14 protein-coding genes are annotated in these 20,433 nt (G+C 54.3%); 11 read left to right on the top strand and 3 right to left on the bottom strand.

The window, feature by feature from the left end; genetic code table 11:
* Positions 1-319: 319 nt before the first annotated feature.
* On the top strand, positions 320-667 hold the full coding sequence (locus tag B0F88_RS09310; RefSeq protein ID WP_104423665.1) for an FUN14 domain-containing protein: 348 nt from the start codon (positions 320-322) through the stop codon (positions 665-667).
* A gap of 699 nt (positions 668-1,366) precedes the next feature.
* Here the strand turns inward: B0F88_RS09310 and ntrC are convergent.
* Together ntrC and glnL are read right to left on the bottom strand one after the other, a co-directional pair.
* A complete protein-coding gene (ntrC, locus tag B0F88_RS09305) occupies positions 1,367-2,797 on the bottom strand; it encodes a nitrogen regulation protein NR(I) (RefSeq protein WP_104423664.1) in 1,431 nt (476 codons plus the stop codon).
* A complete protein-coding gene (gene glnL / locus B0F88_RS09300; RefSeq protein ID WP_104423663.1) occupies positions 2,790-3,845 on the bottom strand; it encodes a nitrogen regulation protein NR(II) in 1,056 nt (351 codons plus the stop codon). The genes ntrC and glnL overlap by 8 nt, the downstream gene beginning before the upstream one ends.
* A gap of 489 nt (positions 3,846-4,334) precedes the next feature.
* Here glnL and B0F88_RS09295 point away from each other — a divergent pair, with 489 nt between their 5' ends.
* The 10 genes from B0F88_RS09295 (at position 4,335) to B0F88_RS09250 (ending at position 18,918) form a co-directional block, all read left to right on the top strand.
* The gene (locus tag B0F88_RS09295) at positions 4,335-5,552 is read left to right on the top strand and encodes an NAD(P)/FAD-dependent oxidoreductase (RefSeq protein ID WP_104423662.1); all 1,218 of its coding nucleotides are present in this window, start codon (positions 4,335-4,337) and stop codon (positions 5,550-5,552) included.
* Between the two features lie 108 nt (positions 5,553-5,660).
* The gene (locus tag B0F88_RS09290; protein WP_104423661.1) at positions 5,661-8,303 is read left to right on the top strand and encodes a nitrate reductase; all 2,643 of its coding nucleotides are present in this window, start codon (positions 5,661-5,663) and stop codon (positions 8,301-8,303) included.
* Positions 8,304-8,595: 292 nt separating this feature from the next.
* Positions 8,596-9,192 carry a nucleotidyltransferase family protein gene (locus B0F88_RS09285; protein ID WP_104423660.1) on the top strand — a complete coding sequence of 199 codons (597 nt, stop codon included), beginning with the start codon at positions 8,596-8,598 and terminating at the stop codon, positions 9,190-9,192.
* Positions 9,189-9,977, top strand: a complete 789-nt coding sequence (locus B0F88_RS09280) for an XdhC family protein (RefSeq protein ID WP_104423659.1) — start codon at positions 9,189-9,191, stop codon at positions 9,975-9,977. The genes B0F88_RS09285 and B0F88_RS09280 overlap by 4 nt, the downstream gene beginning before the upstream one ends.
* Positions 9,978-10,131: 154 nt before the next feature.
* Positions 10,132-10,599, top strand: a complete 468-nt coding sequence (locus B0F88_RS09275) for a (2Fe-2S)-binding protein (protein WP_104423658.1) — start codon at positions 10,132-10,134, stop codon at positions 10,597-10,599.
* On the top strand, positions 10,596-12,944 hold the full coding sequence (locus B0F88_RS09270) for a xanthine dehydrogenase family protein molybdopterin-binding subunit (RefSeq protein ID WP_104423657.1): 2,349 nt from the start codon (positions 10,596-10,598) through the stop codon (positions 12,942-12,944). The genes B0F88_RS09275 and B0F88_RS09270 overlap by 4 nt, the downstream gene beginning before the upstream one ends.
* 381 nt (positions 12,945-13,325) lie before the next feature.
* A complete protein-coding gene (locus B0F88_RS09265) occupies positions 13,326-13,877 on the top strand; it encodes a DUF4912 domain-containing protein (protein ID WP_181049867.1) in 552 nt (183 codons plus the stop codon).
* 5 nt (positions 13,878-13,882) lie between these two features.
* Positions 13,883-15,529, top strand: a complete 1,647-nt coding sequence (locus tag B0F88_RS09260) for a glycoside hydrolase family 57 protein (RefSeq protein WP_104423655.1) — start codon at positions 13,883-13,885, stop codon at positions 15,527-15,529.
* Between the two features lie 172 nt (positions 15,530-15,701).
* Positions 15,702-17,207: an endonuclease/exonuclease/phosphatase family protein gene (locus B0F88_RS09255; protein WP_104423654.1), complete on the top strand. Its 1,506-nt coding sequence runs from the start codon at positions 15,702-15,704 to the stop codon at positions 17,205-17,207.
* Positions 17,208-17,325: 118 nt separating this feature from the next.
* On the top strand, positions 17,326-18,918 hold the full coding sequence (locus B0F88_RS09250; protein WP_104423653.1) for a phospholipase D-like domain-containing protein: 1,593 nt from the start codon (positions 17,326-17,328) through the stop codon (positions 18,916-18,918).
* Between the two features lie 65 nt (positions 18,919-18,983).
* On the opposite strand, the gene glgA is transcribed toward B0F88_RS09250, so the two are convergent.
* Positions 18,984-20,417, bottom strand: coding sequence for a glycogen synthase GlgA (glgA, locus tag B0F88_RS09245; protein WP_104423652.1), 1,434 nt, complete (start codon positions 20,415-20,417; stop codon positions 18,984-18,986).
* Positions 20,418-20,433: the final 16 nt, after the last annotated feature.

The following is a 20,433-nucleotide window of genomic DNA, read 5'->3' as shown; positions in this document are numbered from 1 at the left end:
GGTAAAAAATTGGAATGATTGTACGCTTATAAGCGATAAGGTTTTAATAAAACCTGGTTTTTGATGCGTAAGGGAAGATTCTTTTGTATATATCGCGCCTACAGCTTTGTTTTCTGACGCGGTTGAATTTGGTGATAGAATAAAAAAGTAAACAATAAAAACGAGCGGTTACTTTTACGGTCCCGGCAACAATTAATGCGGTAAAGATTTAGGTGTAGTGTGGATAAGCCCGTGCATCGACTGAATTTGCCCGACGCGCGATACTTTTACCCTGCCTGCCGGACTATCTCAATCATCACAACAGAGGAAGCTCACAACCATGAATACTCAACCAGTCGACGCCGCATCGTCTACCGACATCTTTTCTTCGGCTTTTTTACTTGGCAATGTTGGCACGCCGTTTGTAATCGGCTTGGCGGTCGGTTATTTCGCCAAAAAAATGTTGCGCACGGTGCTGTTTCTTGGGGGAGCTGCAATCGTGCTGCTGTTTGTTGCGGAATATTACGACGTCATCGATATAACCGATGAGAAGCTGCAACATGCGGCCAGTGCGGCCACAGAAGCCGCAAAAAGCTCCGGCGGGTTTCTGGTCGATCGCCTGACCAGCGTTACCAGCAAGGGCGCCAGCGGAGTCGGCGGTTTTTTTGTCGGCTTCAAGCTGGGCTAGTTCTCCTCTGGTCAGCTATTGTGGATATGAGCACGCCAGGCGGCGGGTTCAATATCCGGCTGTCGTTTAGCGCTGCCGGTAAACTTTTACGTTAGCCGTCGCCAATCAGGCAAAGTTTTCACTGCCGTCGCACGCCAGCAGTTGCAGTTGTATCGGAGACAAATGTTGAGCAATGGAATGTAGCTTGTCCCGTGTGTCGGCATGCGACGGAACCGGTTTATCGCAGGCAAAAAAAATGCGGCTGATTAGGCCGCATTAGAGAAGGATATAACACTCTGAATTCCGAGGAGGAAGTTTGCATCTCAAGAGTTGCAGCTATATTAACGGCAAATGTTAAGTAACGGAATGTGACAAATTGCCGCGTGTCAGAATGTCGCAGAACCGGTAGCGGATTGTTTTATCGTAAGCAAAAAACGGGTTGATTAAGCCGGATTACCGGGAGTAAATGACTTTCTTGCAGGCAAAAAAAATGCGGCCGGTTAGGCCGCATTAAAAAGGATATAAAACTCTGAATTTCGAGGAGGAAATTTGCATCTCAAGAGTTGTATATATATTAGCGATAAATGATAAATGATGGAATGTGGCATATTGTCGCAGTGTTCTAATTGCCGTAAGTATTCGCCTACATTGGGCGATCGTTATTCATCGGTTGCCCCGTGCAACGCAGCTCACGGCGGAATAAAAGACCCGTCTGGACAGTTATATCCCCAGCTCCTGAATTTTACGGGTCAGGGTGTTTCTGCCGTAGCCCAATAAAATAGCCGCTTCATGGCGTTTGCCGTGGGTAAAATTTAACGCGGCCTTAATTAAAATGGTTTCAACCGTCGGAATGATGTGTTTGGCGATTTCACCCTCGTACCCATGCGCCAGATGAGAGTTCAACAGCAATTGCTGGTCTATCCAGCTCCTCAGTAATGCTTCCCAGCCGTTTTCAGTCTCGTTTTTTTCCGATAGGGTATTGAGCAACTCGGGCGGCAAGTCGTGTAAATGAATTTCCCGGCCCGACGCCATCACGGTCAGCCAGCGACAGCTGTTTTCCAGTTGCCTGACATTGCCCGGCCAGTCCAGCGTGCTTAAAAAAGCCTCCGCTTCGGGTTTTAGGATTTTAACTTCCGTATTGAGTTCAACGGCCGCCTGATTTAAAAAGTGGCGCAGCAGCAAGGGGATATCCTGCTTGCGCTCGCGTAGCGGCGGGATGTGGATGCGGATCACGTTCAGGCGGTGGAATAAATCTTCCCGAAAGCGGCCTTGCTCAACCAGCGTTTCAAGGTTCTGGTGAGTGGCGGCGATAATGCGTACATCGACTTTGACCGATGAATACGACCCGACCGGATAGAACTCGCCGTCGGCCAGTACGCGCAATAAACGGGTTTGCAGTTCGGCGGGCATGTCGCCGATTTCATCAAGAAACAGGGTGCCGCCGTCGGCTTGTTCAAAGCGTCCGGCGCGGCGCGATTGCGCGCCGGTAAACGCGCCTTTTTCATGGCCGAACAGTTCCGATTCCATCAGGTCTTTGGGGATCGCGGCCATATTCAGGGCGATGAACGGGTTGTCGGCTCTGGGGCTGTGCCGATGCAGGGCTTTGGCGACCAATTCCTTGCCGGTTCCCGACTCGCCGTTGATCAGTACGGTGATCTGCGATCTTGCCAGCCGACCGATTGCGCGGAACACTTCCTGCATCGACGGCGCTTCGCCGATAATTTCCGGCGTCGTTTCCTCGACCGTATGGGTATCCGAAACCGTCTCAATTTGCTGCTGCCGGCTATGGATGCAGGCTCTATGGGCAAGATCGACGACTTCTTTAATATCAAAGGGCTTGGGCAGGTATTCGAAAGCGCCGCCGTGGAATGCGGCGACGGCGCTTTCCAGATCGGAATGAGCGGTCATCACAATCACCGGCAGATTCGGGTGGCTCAGTTGAATCTTGTTCAACAGTTCCAGCCCATCCATGTCAGGCATACGGATATCGGTAATCAGCGCATCGGGCGAGTCGTCCTGCAATGCGTTCAGCAAGTCGGCCGCACCGGAAAAACTGCGAGTGTTGATGTCCGCTTTTTGCAGGGCTTTTTCCACGACCCAGCGTATGGATTTGTCGTCATCGATGATCCAGACAGTTTCGGCTTTAGTCATTGTCGGTCTCTCCCTGTGAAATAATGGGTAAGAAGATTGAAAACACCGTGTTTCCAGGCTCGCTGGTACATTCAATCAAACCGTTATGCTGATTGATCAACGCTTGGGCTATCGACAAACCCAGTCCTGTGCCGTCGGCGCGCCCGGTGATCATGGGATAAAAAATCTGGTTCATCATATCGGCGTCGATGCCCGGACCGTTATCGATAATGTCGCACTTCACGGCCAATTTATAGCGTTTGCGGCCAATGGTCACTTGCCGGTGGATTCGGGTTTTGATCAGGATGTCGCCTTCCCCGTTCAGTGCTTGAACGGCGTTCTTAGCGATATTTAAAATAGCCTGAATCAGTTGGTCTTTATCGGCATAGATGTCCGGGATACTGGGGTCGTAGTCCGATTTAATGGTCAGGTTGGACTCGGCTTGAACCAGCTGCCTGACCCGCTCCAGCACTTCGTGAATATTGATGGCCTTTTTATTGGGCAATTTATTGGGGCCGAGCATTTTATCCATCAAGCCTTGCAGGCGGTCGGACTCGGCAATGATAATCCGGGTGTATTCCTTGAGATCCTGGTCGCGTAATTCCAGATCCAGTAATTGCGCCGCCCCGCGCAAGCCGCCCAAGGGGTTCTTGATTTCATGCGCCAGCCCCCTGACCAGCATTCTGGCGGTATTCTGCTGGGTTAACAAGCGTTCTTCCTTGGATATGCGCAGGTGATTGTCCACTTGTTGTAATTCGACCAGGATTTCGTCGACCTGCTCATCCTTCAACAACGGCGTCGCGCTAAAATTGATGGTGATGCTGTGGGTCATGCGGTCCAGAATAAGCTCCCGATCCAGCAGCGGTTCCGCCATTGTTAAACATTGCTGCAAATTAAGCAGCAATGCCGGATCGGAGGATTTGAATATCTCATTAGCGCTGAGCCCCACCAAGTGGCGCGAGCTGTCGGCAAGCAGAATTTCTCCGGCTGAATTAAGGTAAGTGAGGCTCAGATCGCGATCAAATAACAAGATTGCGCCGTTAAGGTGATCAAGGATACGTTTATACATGGATTGCTTTAAAGTTATTCAAAGTTAAGAGCGTTATGGATTGTATAGCAATTTGCAGGCCGCCCGGCAGGGTGGAGTGGGGCGTTAGGTGGAATCCCACATAACCAGCCACGCTATACGATGGTTTTTGCGGCATGCTTTATTACGCTCCATTCTGTTGCACCATTATCGACCGTTTGGCTGCCTCTTCAAATTATTTATGCCCCATCTTGGCGCGTTAGCGTTCTTTTATATTTCATGTTTTAGATGTCGGCCGGAATAAGATCGGACAAGTCCGATTGCACCCTTCGGTGCTGCTCAGGAGAGTCTCGTCGAAAAACATAGCGGGAGGCGGCGTTTCCGGCTTGTCGGCTCGCGAGTTACCGGAAATACCGGTTGTTACTGACGCTTGAGCCGGTTTATTACGGCTTACAGGATTAAAGTCGGCATACCGATTGCTATTGAAATGGCATACAGTTTGAGCTGATGCATTCACATAAGGAACCCCAGATGAAACAACGCTTGGTCGTCATAGGTAACGGCATGGCGGGTATGCGTACCGTAGAGGAACTGCTGACCGCCGCGCCGGACAAATACGATATTACCGTGTTCGGCGCCGAGCCTTACGGCAACTACAACCGCATCATGCTGTCTTCGGTGCTGTGCGGCGAAAAAACCATCGAGGATATTGTGATCAATAACCGCCAGTGGTACATCGACAACGGCATAACCCTGCATGCGGGCGAGGGTAAGGCCGCGGTTTACATCGACCGGAAACACAAGGAAGTCTACGCCCAGGACGGCACGGTCGCCGGATACGAGCGGCTGCTGATCGCGACCGGTTCCAAGGCGGTCATGCCGGAGGTTCCGGGTAGTGACCTGGATGGCGTGATCAGTTTTAGGGATATTTTCGATGTGAATAAGATGCTCGACTACAGCCGCAGCCATAAAAAAGCCGTGGTGTTGGGCGGCGGGCTGTTGGGGTTGGAGGCCGCTAACGGCCTGGTTTTAAGGGGCATGGATGTCACCGTGATCCATAATCATGAAATCCTGCTGAACCGGCAAATGGACAGGCCCGCAGCAAAAATGCTGCAAACGGAGCTGGAGCAACGCGGCCTTAAATTTAAAATGGCCGCCAAACTTACGCAGTTGACAGGCGATCAAAACAATCACATCACGGCGGTTAGTTTTTCTGACGGCAGACAACTCGAATGCGATCTGTTTGTTGCGGCTATCGGCGTGCGTCCGAACATGGAACTGGCTCGAAAAGCCGGGATTTATTGTGAGCGCGGCATCGTGGTCAACGATACCTTGCAAAGTTACGATCCCAGCATTTATGCGGTCGGCGAATGCATCCAGCATCGCGGCGATACGTTTGGCCTGGTCGCCCCGCTGTTCGAGCAAGCCAAGGTGTGCGCCAATCATCTCAGCGCCCACGGCGCGGCGGAATATGTCGCGCTGCCGACTGCGACCAAGCTGAAGGTGACCGGCATCAACCTGTTTTCGGTCGGCGATTTTCAAGGCGATGAAAGTTGTCAAAGCATCTGTTTTACCGATCCCGCTTTAGGCGTTTATAAAAAACTGGTCATCAAGGCTAACAAGCTGGCCGGCGCGGTGCTGTACGGCGACACAGCCGATGGCGGCTGGTACCAGCAATTGCTGGAGCAAAGAGAAGACATTTCCGGCATCAGGGACGCGCTGATTTTTGGTAAAGCTTATGCCGAGTAAGGCGGTGTCTCTTCCAAATCAACTTAAAGCATTTCACCACGAAGACACAAAGATAAAAACTTCGTGTCTTCGTGGTGAATTAACCTACTTACATTCAAGCCGTTTTTAATGAATACAACCGTACAAACCACTTGTCCTTATTGCGGCGTAGGCTGCGGCATCAGCGCGAAGATCGATGAAGCCCATCATCACCTTAAAATCAGCGGCGACGCCACGCATCCGGCTAATTTCGGGCGGCTTTGCTCCAAAGGCTCCGCGCTCGGCGAAACCGTCGAACTGAAAGGCCGGCTGTTGCAGCCGAAAGTTTACGGGTGCGAAACCAGCTGGACGGAGGCGCTGGATCTGGTCGCCGATTCTTTTATTAATACTATTCAAAAATACGGTGCGGACGCGGTAGCGATTTACGGCTCCGGGCAATTGCTGACCGAAGATTATTATGTCGCCAACAAGCTGATGAAAGGCTTTATCGGCAGCGGCAATATGGATACCAACAGCCGCTTGTGCATGTCGTCTTCGGTCGCCGGACATAAACGCGCCTTTGGCTCCGATACCGTGCCGGGTTGTTATGAGGATTTGGAATTGGCCGAGATGATCGTGCTGATCGGCTCCAATGCCGCCTGGTGCCATCCGGTCAGTTTTCAGCGGATACGCGCGGCCAAGGAATCTAACCCTAAGTTAAAAATCGTCGTGATCGATCCGCGCCGCACCGTCAGCTGCGACATCGCCGATTTGCATTTGCCGCTGGCCAGCGGCAGCGACGCCGCCTTGTTTAACGGATTGCTGCATTTTTTAAGCGGGCAAGGTGTACTGGACCAAGCTTATATAAAAGCCCATACCGAAGGCTTTGAGTTAGCCCTAAATGCCGCCTGTATCGATATTGAACAGGTTGCAGATACTTGTCGGTTAGACAAAGACGACCTGCACCGCTTTTACGAATGGTTCGCCGGCCATGAAAAAGTCGTCAGCCTGTACAGCCAAGGCATCAACCAATCGTCATCCGGCACCGACAAGGTCAATGCGATTATCAACTGCCATCTGGCGACCGGCAGAATCGGCAAGCCCGGTTGTGGGCCGTTCTCGCTGACCGGACAACCGAACGCGATGGGCGGGCGTGAAGTCGGCGGCTTGTCGCACCAACTGGCCGCGCACATGGATTTTTCCAGTACCGATGACATCGAGCGGGTTGCACGGTTTTGGGGCAGCGACAATATCGCCCGTAAATCCGGTTACCCGGCCGTCGAACTGTTCGATGCGATCTATGAGGGCAAAGTCAAAGCCGTGTGGATTATGGGTACCAACCCCGTAGTCAGCTTGCCCAATGCCGATAAAGTCAAACAAGCCTTGCAGCGATGCGAATTTGTAGCGGTGTCCGATTGCATCGCCGATACCGATACGACTGTCTTGGCGCATGTGCTGTTGCCCGCGCAAGGCTGGAGCGAAAAAGACGGCACTGTCACCAATTCCGAGCGGAGGATTTCACGGCAACGGGCATTATTCAAGCCCGCAGGCGGCGCCAAGCCGGACTGGTGGATTATCACCCAAGTGGCGCGGCGCATGGGTTTCGAGCAGGCGTTTCATTACCAGAGCCCGGTGGAGATTTTTCGCGAACACGCCCGGCTGTCCGGTTTCGAAAATAACGGGTCGCGCGATTTCGACATATCGGCGTTTGCGGACATCGCCGGGCAGGATTACGAGCGATTACAGCCTATCCAATGGCCGGTTAACCAGGCCTATCCGAAGGGCAGGGCCAGGTTGTTCGATGACGGTCGGTTTTTTACCGAATCCGGCAAAGCCAAATTTATCGCCGTCACGCCGCGCCCGCCGGTCAATCCGCCGGACCAGGATTATCCGCTGATTTTAAATACCGGCCGCCTGCGCGACCAGTGGCACACCATGACGCGCACGGCCATTGCGGCGAAGTTAAATCAGCACAAGCCCGAGCCTTTTGTCGAAGTGCATCCTGACGATGCGCGGCGTTATGGCTTGGTTACCAACAGCCTGGCAAGCATAGAAAGCCGTTGGGGAACCATGCTTGCGCGGGTGCAGGTTACCGACAGCCAGCTTCCGGGCAGCCTGTTCGTTCCGATGCACTGGACCGAACAATACGCCGGCCGCGGACGCATGGGCGCGTTAGTCAACGCGATAGTCGACCCGATTTCCAATCAACCGGAAAGCAAGCACACGCCGGTGCGGATCAAAACCTATCAACCCGCTTGGCAAGGCTTTATCCTGTCCCGCCGCGAGCTGGGCATCGACGCGCCGGATTATTGGGTGAAAATCAAAGGCGAACAGGTTTACCGTTATGAATTGGCCGGGATGACGCTGTCCGAAAACTGGCAGGATTGGGCGAAAAACAATCTCTGCGACAACGATGGCGCAGCGCCTCAGTGGCAGGAATATCAAGATCCCGGCCGGGGCAATTACCGGGCCGCGCGTATCGTGAACAATCAGCTCGAAAGCGTGGTTTTTATCGCCGCCGAGTCTGCGCTTCCCGAGCGCAACTGGCTGGCCGGGCTGTTCGAAAAAACAGAGCTGGAAAAAACCGAACGCAAGGCGTTATTGACCGGCAAGCCGCCCGTCGGTCAAGCCGATGTCGGCACTATCGTTTGCGCCTGCTTTAACGTCGGGGAAAAAACCATACTTGCAGCAATCAGGGAACAAGGCCTCAAAACCCATCAGGAAATCGGGCGTTGCCTAAAAGCCGGAACCAACTGCGGCTCTTGCGTGCCGGAGATTAAGGCGTTGTTGTGAGGAGCCTGTACATGCGCTCGTTGCGTAGCACCCGAAGCGCGGGGACAGGGATGCGCCGAGAGCACCCACAGTAGGCGCTTTAGGCGACGCAAAAGAAGGTAACTCCCCCCGTCGGGTTCCAACCATCGCCGCTGTAGCGATACATTTTTCTTGTCCCCAAGCTGACTTCGTCTAAATGAAGAATCTTGCTAATCGGAGGGGGCGGTGATAATGTCCTTGCCCTGATTCACGCGAGCCCAGACTAGATTATGATCGCCCCTACATTACCCAGCCGAAGCGGCCATTTAGACTGATGGATTCGATTGTCGGTATCTTGCTGGCCGCCGGAGCCGGCCGGCGCTTCGGCGCGGACAACAAACTGACCCGTAGCTTGCCCGATGGCGATTTGGTGGCGGTGCGAGCCTGCCGCAACCTGTTAGCGAGCACGGACAGGGTGCTGGCGGTGGTGCGGCCCAGCGGCGGGGAGCTGACCGCTCTATTGCAGGCCGAGGGCGCGGAAGTCCGGGTTTGCGCCGACGCCGAGCAAGGGATGGGAGCGAGTCTTGCATTCGGTATCCGGGCCTGTCCCGCCGCCGCCGGCTGGCTGATCGCGCTGGCGGACATGCCTTGGATAGAGCCCGCGACCATCGGCAAGGTGGCGGATGCGCTTCGCTCGGGTGCGCCCATTGCCGCGCCCTGCTGGCAAGGCCGACGCGGACACCCTGTAGGTTTTTCACGAAATTTAGGCCCGGAACTGGCCGCGTTGGGCGGCGATCAAGGCGCGAAAACGGTGATTCAGGCGCATCTTGATCAACTTCGGCTGATAGATTGCGCTGATGCAGGCGTGCTTCGGGACATCGATAAGCCGGAAGATTTGAAAATCCTGACAAAAATTATAAAACCATTGTGACCCGCGATATTCTCGACCTCCAGATCGAACTGCGCATGGCGCGCCGTCCTTATGCCTTGGCCACTGTCGTGGAAATACTGGGCTCATCCTCGGCAAAACCTGCGGCCAAGGCGCTGATCGACCTCTCCGGCAAGGTCATTGCCGGCTGGGTCGGCGGCGGTTGCGCGCAATCCCTGGTGTCCGGTGCGGCGCTTGAATGTCTTGAAACAGGAGAACCTCGCGTGATTGAAGTCGACTTGAATGACGAAGTTTTCGGCGCGGGCATGCCGTGCGGCGGCAGCATGCGGGTGTATGTGGAACCGGTCTTGCCCAAGCCGGTACTCTGGCTCATGGGACATGGACGCATCGTGGAAAGTCTTTGCGAATTCGCCAGCCGCTTAGGGTTCGAGGTGGTTGTCAATGACCCGCAGGCCACGGCGGAGCGCTTTTCCTCCGCTGAGCGCATCATCAGCGACGATTGCCGGTATCAGCAATTGCAGCCGCAAACGGGCGATTTTGTAGTGATAGCGACCCATCACAAGGGCGACTACGACTCTCTAGCCCGCGCTGTGCAATCCGAAGCCGCGTATATCGCGCTGGTTTCCAGTCGCAAGCGGGCGAATCTGGTCTTGGCGCGATTGGCGCAGGAAGGTTTTTCAGCGTCCGGCCTTGCCAGGGTGCGCGCCCCGGCCGGCCTGGATCTCGGCGCGAAGTCGCCTGAGGAAATCGCCTTGTCTATCGCCAGTGAAATGGTGCTGGTGCGGCGAGGCGGCTGCGGCGAGTCGTTGAGCAAGGCGCTGGAATAATCATACAGCCGAGTAAAATCCTGACACGAACCTCGGCTTAGGCGCCTTTACTGGCCGATCCAAGCCCTGTAAGATTTCGTCCGACATACTTGCGGCCAGTGACACTGCGATGCGAGTGCCCTGTAGCTCTGATAACTGGAAGGAGAAATATCCGATGATTACGCTCAACATCAACGGCAAGCCCCGGCAGATCGATTTGCCGACGGATACCCCCCTTCTTTGGGCCTTGCGCGACTATCTGGGCCTGACCGGAACCAAATTCGGCTGCGGCATGGCTTTATGCGGAGCCTGTACGGTGCATCTCGACGGAGAGCCCGCCCGCGCTTGTGTGACGCCGATCTCGGCCGCCGTCGGAAAGAAAATCGTCACGATCGAAGCCATCGGCCAGGACGCAACAGGGCAAAAGGTTCAGGATGCCTGGTTAACACTGAGCGTGCCGCAATGCGGGTATTGCCAGTCCGGCCAGATAATGGCGGCCACGGCGCTGCTCAAGCAAAACCCCAAACCCAGCGACGCCGATATAGACAAGGCCATGAGCGGCAATATCTGCCGCTGCGGCACCTATCCCCGCATACGCGCCGCGATCAAACAGGCCGCCGGGTCAACGGAGCGTAAGTCATGAAAAAGTCTCTGGATAATCCCACTATATTGAGCCCGGACGACGCCGGCCTGTATATCGCCAACATCAGCCGGCGCGCGTTTATCAAGAATTTTGCCTTGACCGGATTTGTATTGGCTGCCGGTTTTCCCTCGCTGAGCGGGGCCGACGAAACGGCCGCGCCTTCAGAAAAAGGCAAGTACGGCGCCGATGCAATGCCGCACGGCTGGGTGGATAATCCGCTGGTGTTCGTCGCGATAGCGGAGGACGGCACGGTGACCATTGTTTGTCACCGTTCGGAAATGGGGCAGGGCGTGCGCACCAGCCTGCCGATGGTGGTGGCCGACGAACTCGAAGCCAACTGGCTGCATGTACGGGTCGAGCAGGCGACCGGCGATGAATCGCGTTACGGCAACCAGGATACCGACGGCTCCCGCAGCATGCGCCATTTCTTTATGCCGATGCGCCGGGTCGGCGCGGCCGCCCGCAGCATGCTCGAATCGGCGGCGGCAGCGCAATGGCAAGTGCCGGTGCAGGAAGTCCGCGCCGAGCTGCATCAGGTTCTTCATCCCGCGACCGGCAGAACACTTGGTTACGGTCAGCTGGCCAAGGTCGCGGCAAAACTGCCGGTGCCCGATCGGGAAACCTTGCGCCTGAAGAAACCGGCGGAGTTCCGCTACATCAGCAAAGGGCGGCTCGGGATTTATGACGGTCAGGATATAGTCACCGGCCAGGCACAGTACGGCATCGACACCCGTCTCGACGACATGCTTTACGCCGTAGTGGCGCGCCCGCCGGTATTCGGCGGCAAAGTCTTGAGTTACGATGCCAAGGATGCCCTGAAGCTGCCGGGCGTGGTTAAAGTGGTCGAGCTGCCGAGCAGTCCCCTGCCTGCCGGCTTCAACCCGCTCGGGGGAATCGCCGTGATCGCCCGCAATACCTGGGCGGCTATTCAGGGACGCAAGGCGCTGAAGATCGAATGGAACAACGGGCCTCACGGAACTTACGATTCGTTGATGTACAAGGCCGAGCTTGAAGCAGCGGCGCGCAAACCGGGTAAAGTGGTCCGCAACGAAGGAGACGTCGACGCCGCTTTGCAAGGCGCGGTCAAACGGCTGGAAGCCGAATATTACGCTCCGCATCTCGCCCAGGCCCCGATGGAGCCGCCGGCCGCAACCGCCCGCATCGTTAAGGGGAAATGCGAAATATGGACCTGCACGCAGGCTCCGCAGGCATCCCGCGACAGCGTGGCCAAATGGCTCAAGCTGCCGGAGGACGATGTTACGGTGCATGTCACCCTGTTGGGCGGCGGTTTCGGACGCAAATCCATACCCGACTACGTCATTGAAGCCGCGCTGTTATCGCAGGCGATGAACGGCAAGCCGGTCAAGCTGACCTGGACGCGCGAGGACGACCTGCACCACTCTTATTTCCACACGGTTTCAGTCGAGCGGCTGGAAGCGGGTCTGGATGCCCAGGGCAAACCGGTAGCGTGGCTGCACCGAACGGTAGCGCCGACCATTTCGTCCACTTTCGGCCCCGACAGCAAGCACCAGATGCCGATCGAACTCGGCATGGGCGTTATCAATGCGCCCTTTGCGATTGCCAACCTGCGCATCGAAAATCCGGAGGCCGAAGCGCATACCCGCATCGGCTGGTTTCGTTCGGTGTCCAATATCCCGCATGCTTTCGCGATCCAGTCCTTCGTTGCCGAATTGGCCGCTACGGCGGGACGCGATCCTAAGGATTTCCTGCTTGAGCTGATCGGCCCGCCGCAGCGCATTGATCCGAGTACCCTTGGCGACAGCTGGAATTACGGGGAGTCGCCCGAGGCCTACCCGCTGGACACCGGACGCCTGCGCCGGGTGATCGAAACCGTTGCGCGCGAGACGGGCTGGGGACGCACCTTGCCCAAGGGCGGAGGATTGGGCTTGGCGGCTCATTACAGCTTCGTCACTTATGTTGCGGTTGTGGTCGAGGTAGCCGTCAACGGCGACGGCGAATTGAGCATTCCCCGCATTGACGTGGCGGTGGATTGCGGGCCGCAGGTTAATCCTGAGCGCATCCGTTCGCAGATCGAAGGCGCCTGCATTATGGGGATCAGCCTGGCGACGCTGGGCGAAATCAGCTTCAAGGAGGGAGCGGTGGTGCAGGATAACTTCCATGCCTATCAACTCACCCGTATGGATGACGCGCCCCGCGAAATCCGGGTTCATCTGCTGCCCGCGACCGAGTTCGATGCGCCGCTCGGCGGCGTCGGTGAGCCGGGCGTCCCGCCCATTGCGCCCGCATTGTGCAACGCGATTTTCGCCGCTACCGGCCAACGCATCCGCCAACTGCCTATCCGGGATCAGTTGCGCAAAGCCTGAACACGTTGGTTAAGTGCAGCCCGTAGCCCGGACATCGCAGAAAGACCTGGAATGGGGCTGTAGACTAATGATGTTGGACGGGTTCAATCTCGATAAGCAGCCGATCAAACCGTCTCAAGGGACGGCCGTTATAATCGACAAGCATTTATCCCAAGCACGCGGCGCGCTTCGGCGGTAATTAAAGCGGCGCACTGGACCCTACGGAATTTACTCCGTATACTTGGACGAGCCTGCTTTTTGGGTCATCTTTGAAAGATAACTTGGGAAGAAAGAGGCGGGTGTAGGGAAGAAATTCAGATAAGGTAATCGTAACGCTTAAGGCCGGCAATGACGTTTTTGCACTCAGAGTACCATTCCAAATTCAATCTATCGGCAAAAGACATGCTTGAGATCAGTCGGGAAATCAGTCGGGATTTTACGCCATGCTTTTCAAGCCAGATGCCGGAGCGTGTCGAAAAAATAAGGCTTACGCCGAGAGAACTCTTGGATATTGGCAAGGAAATCAGCCGCGATTTTGCGCCGAAAGTGTCTTGCAGCAAACCGGAATTGATATTGTTGCCGGTCGATCCCGAACATCTTCATGCGTATTGGAATCTTGGCGAAACCAGGGAAACGCCTGAGCCTGATAACGGGCTTACCTTAAGAATCTATACCCAAGCCGAGGAAGACAGCGCCGATACCGACGAAGCATTATGGTTCGACGTAGCCGTCGACAGCCCCAATACCCAGCAACAAGTGATTTTGCCAAGCCCGGTTGAGGAAACGACTTATTCGGCCGCGATCGGCAAACAGGGTGCGGACGACAGCTTTATCGTTTTGGCGCAGTCGAATATTATTCATGCTCACCATGGACCGGCCCAGCGGCATCAAGACTCAGAGAACTCCACCTCTTGCCTGAATAAAAATGCCTCCGGTCTAGGCATCAGCAACTAAACATCATGACAAACAGCTTACCGCGTACCGGGCAGGGATTCCTGAGTATTATTCTTCACGCGCATCTTCCGTATGTGCGCCACCCCGAGCATGACAGTTTTTTTGAGGAGAACTGGCTGTTCGAAGCCATGACCGAATGCTACCTGCCGTTGATCGGCGTGCTCGACCGCTTACATGCGGATAACGTCGATTACCGTCTGGCGCTGTCATTGTCGCCGACGTTGATCTCGATGCTGCGCGACGACCTGCTGCAAACGCGTTTCCTGAAATACCTGCATAGCCGGCTGGAATTGGCCGAGAAGGAAATCATCAGAACCCGCAAGCAGCCGGAGTACCAAAAATTAGCGCGGCTGTACCGGCGCTTTTTCCTGAATGCGTTGGACACTTACCAGAATCGCTATCAAGGCGATTTGCTGGCGGCTTTTATAAAACATCAGGCCACCGGCAAGCTTGAGTTGGTAACGACTGCCGCGACCCACGGCTTTTTGCCGTTGTTGAATGTCAGCGAAACCGCGGTCCGCAACCAGATCAATACCGGCATCGCAACGTTTAAGGCCGCGACAGGCAGCGCCCCGAGCGGTTTCTGGCTGCCCGAATGCGGCTATTATCCGGGGCTTGAGACGGTGCTGGCCGATGCCGGGATCAAGTATTTTTTCGTCGATACGCACGGCGTCATGGATGCAAGCGAGCAGCCCCGCAACGGCGTTTATGCGCCACTTGATTGCGGCAACGGTGTTGCGGCGTTTGCGCGCGATCCCGAGTCGTCGAAGCAAGTCTGGAGCGCTAAAGAAGGCTATCCGGGCGATTTTGACTACCGCGAATACTATAGCGACATCGGTTTTGAGCGGGAGCTGGATTATATCGCGCCCTATATTCTGGACCGGGAAACCCGCATCAACACCGGAATCAAATACCATCGCGTGACCGGCGGCAACCTGCCCAAGGAAATTTATAATCCGAGACAGGCCAAGGCGAAGGCGTATCGGCATGCCCAGGACTTCATCGATAAACGCCGGGGCCAAATCGACCGGCTTGAGGCTACGATGGACAGGCCGCCGGTCATTGTCGCGCCTTACGATGCGGAACTGTTCGGCCATTGGTGGTTTGAAGGCACGCATTGGCTGGAATGCGTGCTGAGATTGGCGAGCGAAAAGGCGAGCGGCGTTCAGCTGATCAGTTGCGGCGAGTATTTAACACAGCAGCCGTCGCTTCAGGCCGCCACGCCAGCCGCATCCACCTGGGGCGATCAGGGTTACTCCGGTTACTGGATCAATGAAACGAACGACTGGATTTATCCCTTGCTGCACAAGGCCGAGCTGGATATGGAAAAACTGGCGAACGACGTTAAGGGATTAGCGCTGACGCCGCTGCAAATTCGGGCTTTGAATCAGGCCGCCAGGTCGATTCTGCTGGCGCAAGCCTCCGATTGGCCGTTTATCATGAAATCGGGCACAACCATCGATTATGCGAACAAACGCATTACCGATCACTTGGCCCGGTTTAACTATTTGCACGACAGCATTCGCAAGAACAGGCTCAACGAGCGTTATCTGACCGCTTTGGAGATCATGGATAATATTTTTCCTGACATTGATTTTCGGGATTACAATCCTTCAAATGTAAGTGCCGGTTATAAACCTGATAAGCATTAACTTAAAGCAGAACACCACGAACGACTGCATGGATGCAGAAGGTAGAGCAATGCAGGAGCAATTGCCTAGACACAAAGTTTTATTTTAGTTTTTCTTCGTGTCTCCGTGGTGAATCAAGCCACTACTTTTCTTTTCGATCTGTCGCGCGGACCAGTAATAACGGAGACAAAGGATGGACAAAATCCAACTGCTGTATGTTGAAAATGTGATTAGCCGAAAAAAAACCGGCGTTCAGCAGAACTTGAGTTTTTTCATGCGGGTGGAAAGCTCAAGCTACGACAAACGGATTGATGTGCTTTGGGCGGGTGAAGACGGCGACTGGCAAACCCTGCCTGCAAACTATCACAGCAAGCTGGAGCACGATCAGGAATACTGGCAGGCGCAGGTCAGTTTTCAGCTCAGCCCGGCCAAATCGCTGCCCGGCAATATCCGTTTCGGGCTTCGCTGCCGGACCTCGGCGGGCGAGTGCTGGGATAACAAACAGGGCTTAAATTATTCCAGTCAGGCCGACTCCGGCATCAAGGTGGTTTGCGCTGTTCCGGTTTTAAACACGGGTTTTGCGAACAAGCTGGAAGACGGGCAAAAAAATATTCCGATCACCGTGGCGGTGGACAAATTTATCGATGCCGACCAAGTGACGGTGCATTGGACGACCGACAACTGGCGGCATACCCATAAAACGCCCTGCCATTTCAAAAGAGCCTACTGGGATAAAGAATCGCTCAGCAATGCCAGGAACCCGAACCAATACGGGGTTGCAGCCTGGAAAGGCTGGCTCAGGATCGGCCAGGCTTTTCGCTTGGAATACAGCATCTCGCTTGAACGCCACGGCCAGGTTTTTTGGGACAATAACCGCGGCAAAAACTACTCGCTCAGCCGCGAGCCGCTGAAGGTCTTGATTCTTAACCTGCATTGTTATCAGGAAGACAATCAGGATTATAAATTCTCCCAGATAGCCAAGGCGATTGACGAACTGAATGCCGACGTCGTCTGTCTACAGGAAGTAGCGGAACTTTGGAATGGCGGGGCAGGGGATTGGGCGTCCAACTCCGCCAGGATAATCAACGACCGATTGCCTACGCCGTACCATATCCACACCGACTGGTCGCATCTGGGCTTTGACAAGTATCGCGAAGGCGTCGCGATTCTAAGCAAATATCCGTTCGTCAAGCAGGATGCCCGGTATGTGTCGGACAGCCATGATGCCTACAGCATCCACTCCAGAAAAGTGGTCATGGCCCAAATCAAGGCCCCTTACATGGGCCGGGTTAATGTTTTTTCGGCGCATTTAAGCTGGTGGGAAGACGGTTTTGCCGGGCAATTTAAACGGCTGTGCGAGTGGGCCGAGACGCAACAGTCGGCGCATGTCGGCGCCACGTTGCTGTGCGGCGATTTTAACATTGCCGCCGGGTCCGAAGGCTACCATCTGGTGGTCGATGGCCACCAATATGACGACCAGTATCTGGCGGCCAATTCAGAAGGCGTGTTTGAAAAAATATTCAGGGTGAACGATCCGCATTGGCAGGATTATCCTAGCGATGATTACCGTATCGATTATATTTTCTTGAATAAAACCAGCGAGCTGCATGTCACTTCGGCGAGGGTTTTGTTTACCGATCAGGATTACGGCCGGGTTTCCGATCATTGCGGTTATTTCATGACCTTTGAGCCTAAATGAGAAATTGTAAGCGGCTTACAAGGTATTCGCATGGATTGTATTATCGTCATCCCGGTAATCCCTGCCGGGATGACACGTTGTTTAGATGCCTATGCCCTTTTATCATGGAGATAAACCTATGCAGATAGCCGAACACTATGCCTCGCCCACTCACGGAAACCTGGGCGGCTCTTTCCAGAGAGTTAACGATTTCAACGACAAATTCTATATCCGCTGGGGAAAAATAGATTTCGATGTGTTCTACGGCGTTCAGGCCAATGTAAAGGTTATCTTAAAAGTCTACCGCGATGCGGTCTGCGAAACCTACATCGTCGATACCGACGCCTATGACATTCAGTGGGACCGCCACAAACGCTGCACGCGGGATTTTTATATCCACCCGTTTTCCAGCAACTTCGGCCAGATCAATTGCGTTAAGTTCGCTTTTATCGTGCATCTGGACGAGCACTCGATTGCCTCCCAAAACGAATATATCTTTATGGACTGGCACCAGCTCCAGGGAGACAGCCCGCAGTACCGAAGGATTACTGGCGATTGGTCGACGCCTAGCAGTTATCGGGCCTACGAACTGAATGCCGGTGAATTGCAGAGCGATGTCGATTGGTACAACCATCATTTCGAAGCTTTGCAGCTGGTGCCCAAGTTCACCAAGGGACAGCAATACCATCCTTACCACCCGAAGCGCTATATTCACGACCTGATCGACAAGGTTATCCGTTGCAAGCACGAGAATCCCGGGCGTTTATGCACGATAAAAGTCAGTGTCGATTGCATAGACGATTATGATTTTACGACGCATTTGCTGCACGCCAGCGATCAGGGAGTCTTGGTGCAGTGCATCGTCGATTGGCGAAAAATGACGCTGACCAACAGTCACAACTATGCGCGCTTAAAGCGTTCCCGGATCGAGTTGATCGGCGTGTTTTGCAGCCCCAAGCATCATCTGATCGAAGTGGAGCCGGATATGCACACCAAGTTCATTATTTTTAATGACGAGGACAGCATACTGGGTTCGTTCAATATCACCTTCGATCGCTGGTGGGCCAATTGGGAATCGGGCATGACTTTCCATTCCAAAGGCATCTGCCGACTGCTGGATAATATCTTTCAAAGCCAGCGCGGCGGCGTCAACCAGAAATACGGCATCGATCCGTTGAGTCATTTCAACCTGCTCTATACCTTTGGCCGGCACGTTATGCTGAACGGCAAGCCCTACCGCCCGCATCACGCGATATTGGCCGAAATCAACCGCGCCCGATATTCGGTTAAAGTGTCGTTATTCCTGATCGGCGATTTGTTGGGTGATCACCACGACAGCGTGGTCAATGCGTTGATCAATGCCCATCACCGGGGCGTCAACGTTCATATCCTGCTGAACGGGCATCTGGCCAGACAGGGGCGTATCGGCGTGGAGCGGCCGATGGCGGAAGAGCTGGCCAGGCCGTTGCTGCCGACAGTGGACCGGCTAAAGTATGCGGGCATTTCGGTCGGCCTGGTTTACGGGCAAGACGATCATCCGGTGCCGTATTCGCCGATCCATTCCAAATACTGCATTATTGACGACTACATCGTTATTGAAGGCAGTTTCAACTGGTACAACACCTCGGTTTTTTCACACGACCTGCTGGTCGTGGCCGCCAATTACGAAGTGGCAAAGCCTTATCTGTATGAGTTTGAGCAAATACGGCGGTCGTTTAGAGTGTATTACTGAGCCGGTTTATGTGTGAACGATCGAATACCGAAAGGTACGCATAGCGTACCCTTGCGGCTTGCCCGCTACAGATGACTGTACAAAGTCATGTATTGCTGGGCGCTTGTGCTCCACGAGTAGTCTCTTTTCATGCCGGTGGTTTGCAGCTGTTTCCAGGTTTTAGGGTGGGTATACAAAATCAGCGAGCGTTTAATCGCTTCCATCAATGCCGCAGGGCTTGCTTCATTAAACACAAGGCCTGTCGCGGTTTTATTGTCCAGCGTTTCCGGGACGGCGTCGACGACGGTATCGGCCAGTCCGCCGGTTTTTCTGACGATGGGTATGGTGCCGTAGCGTTGGCTGTAAATCTGGTTTAAGCCGCAGGGCTCAAAGCGCGAGGGCATCAGGAATATATCCGCCCCTGCTTCAATCATGTGCGCCAGCGTTTCGTCATAACCGATGGTGACCGATATTTTGTCGGGGTGGCTTTCGGCAAAATTATGCAGGCGTTGTTCAAAACCTTTGTTGCCGTTGCCGAGCAGTACAAATTGCAGCCGGTGGGTCAGCATCTCGGGGAGGCATTCCAGTATCAGGTCGATGCCTTTTTGTTCGATCAATCGGCTGATAAGCCCGAATACGGGGATGCTATCGTCAACGGGCAGGGATAGTTTTTCCTGCAGCGCCGTTTTGTTGAGCCGTTTTTTGGTTAGCGTTAAATGATTATAGGTTTGGCTGATGTTGCTGTCGGTTTCCGGGTTCCAGTGGTCGGTATCTATGCCGTTGATAATGCCGCTCAGAAAGTCTTTGCGGTGGCTTAACAGGCCTTCCAGGCCGTAGCCGAACTCGGCGGTTTGAATTTCCTTGGCATAGGTCGGGCTTACGGTGGTGATGCGGTCCGAATAGACCAGGCCGCCTTTAAGGAATGACAGCATGCCGTAATATTCGATACCGTAAGGGTTCCAAAGTTGGCCGGGCAAATTCAAGGAAAGGTAAGTCGCGCTTGGGAATATCCCCTGATAAGCCATGTTATGTATTGTAAAAACGGTAGCGGGCCTGCTGTATTCCAAAGACAGCAGCGCCGGGACCAGTCCGCTTTGCCAGTCGTTGCAGTGAACGATGTCGGGCTTCCAGTCCAGATAGCTCCGGTTCATCGCGACTTCTACCGTGACGCGGCAGAAAAGGGCGAAACGTTCGGCACTGTTGGCCCAGGGATTGCCGTGTTTATCATGATAGGGATTGCCGGGAACATTGAAGAATTCCGGGGCGTCTACCAGCCACACGATGACGCCGGTGCCCGGCAGCCGGGTTTCCAGGATATTCACCGCGTAATTATTGACATAGATAGTGCTTAAGTAGCGAATTTCTTCGGTCGTTTTGATGGCTTGATAATTCGGCATGATAATGCGCGCATCTTCGCCCAATTCGACGAGTGCTTTGGGCAGACTGCCGGAAACGTCAGCCAGTCCTCCGGTTTTAATCAGAGGATGCGTTTCACTGGTGACAAAAAGTATTTTTTTCATGGTCTTGCTTGTTTTA

Origin of the sequence: Methylobacter tundripaludum, from assembly GCF_002934365.1 — a bacterium.
GTDB lineage: Bacteria > Pseudomonadota > Gammaproteobacteria > Methylococcales > Methylomonadaceae > Methylobacter_A > Methylobacter_A tundripaludum_A.
The sequence above is the reverse complement of the archived record's forward strand: the minus strand, read 5'-3'. Positions and strand labels throughout refer to the sequence as shown.

Coding starts and splice junctions, on each gene's coding strand:
- B0F88_RS09310 (WP_104423665.1), top strand. CDS start 320: ATGAATACTCAACCAGTCGACGCCGCATCGTCTACCGACATCTTTTCT.
- ntrC (WP_104423664.1), bottom strand. CDS start 2,797: ATGACTAAAGCCGAAACTGTCTGGATCATCGATGACGACAAATCCATA.
- glnL (WP_104423663.1), bottom strand. CDS start 3,845: ATGTATAAACGTATCCTTGATCACCTTAACGGCGCAATCTTGTTATTT.
- B0F88_RS09295 (WP_104423662.1), top strand. CDS start 4,335: ATGAAACAACGCTTGGTCGTCATAGGTAACGGCATGGCGGGTATGCGT.
- B0F88_RS09290 (WP_104423661.1), top strand. CDS start 5,661: ATGAATACAACCGTACAAACCACTTGTCCTTATTGCGGCGTAGGCTGC.
- B0F88_RS09285 (WP_104423660.1), top strand. CDS start 8,596: ATGGATTCGATTGTCGGTATCTTGCTGGCCGCCGGAGCCGGCCGGCGC.
- B0F88_RS09275 (WP_104423658.1), top strand. CDS start 10,132: ATGATTACGCTCAACATCAACGGCAAGCCCCGGCAGATCGATTTGCCG.
- B0F88_RS09270 (WP_104423657.1), top strand. CDS start 10,596: ATGAAAAAGTCTCTGGATAATCCCACTATATTGAGCCCGGACGACGCC.
- B0F88_RS09265 (WP_181049867.1), top strand. CDS start 13,326: ATGCTTGAGATCAGTCGGGAAATCAGTCGGGATTTTACGCCATGCTTT.
- B0F88_RS09260 (WP_104423655.1), top strand. CDS start 13,883: ATGACAAACAGCTTACCGCGTACCGGGCAGGGATTCCTGAGTATTATT.
- B0F88_RS09255 (WP_104423654.1), top strand. CDS start 15,702: ATGGACAAAATCCAACTGCTGTATGTTGAAAATGTGATTAGCCGAAAA.
- B0F88_RS09250 (WP_104423653.1), top strand. CDS start 17,326: ATGCAGATAGCCGAACACTATGCCTCGCCCACTCACGGAAACCTGGGC.
- glgA (WP_104423652.1), bottom strand. CDS start 20,417: ATGAAAAAAATACTTTTTGTCACCAGTGAAACGCATCCTCTGATTAAA.